Annotated in this window: 1 protein-coding gene; it reads left to right on the top strand. The window is 44.3% G+C overall.

Annotated elements, in window-relative coordinates:
* On the top strand, nt 1-754 hold a 754-nt coding region (locus ACP5NR_RS08755; RefSeq protein WP_428006365.1), incomplete at its 5' end, for an ABC transporter substrate-binding protein.
* Between the last annotated feature and the right edge of the window lie 34 nt (nt 755-788).

The raw sequence follows: 788 nt of genomic DNA on the forward strand, positions 1-788 counted from the left end.
ATCCGGCAAATTGGATGGCAACGGAATTCCACCCGATTTCTTCTCCAATTTGGATGTCAGAAAGGCATTCGAATACTTATTCCCATACCAGCAGTACATTCAGCAGGCATGGAACGGAAATGCCATGCAGCCTAACAGTTGTATAATAGAAGGATTGCTTGGGTACGATCCTAACATTCCTATGTATCAACAAGACCTTGCAAAGGCCACCGAATACTTCAAAAAGGCCTACAACGGCGAACTCTGGCAAAAAGGCTTTAAATTCACGGCAGTCTACAACACCGGAAACACCACACGCCAAATTGCCCTTCAGGCTTTGAGCAATTATGCAAGGCAGATTAACCCCAAATTCCAGATAAACGTTGTCGGAGAACTTTGGTCAAACTTCCTCAACGACTACCTTGCCGAGAAACTGCCTATGTACATGATGGGATGGCTTGCAGATTATCCTGATCCTTACGACTTTGCAGATGCTTACTTTGCATCAACGGGTGCTTACGGTGCAGCGTTAGGTCAGAACTTTATAGACTATGCGCAGAAAAATCTCGATCCACTTGTCAACGATCTGATAACCAACGTCGTTCCATCTCAGCGTGCGGCAATAGCCGAGAAACTTTCAATGCTTTCTTATGAGAATGCGCTCTACATCTGGACAGATCAGCCATACGCTTACCATGTCGAAAGAACATGGGTAAAGGGCTGGTATTACAATGCCATGAGACCTGGCATAGATTTTTACAGTTTGTCCAAATGAGAGTTAAATTCACAGAATAAATCCTAAAATGGGG

This window comes from Athalassotoga sp. (assembly GCF_049965695.1).
Lineage (GTDB): Bacteria > Thermotogota > Thermotogae > Mesoaciditogales > Mesoaciditogaceae > Athalassotoga.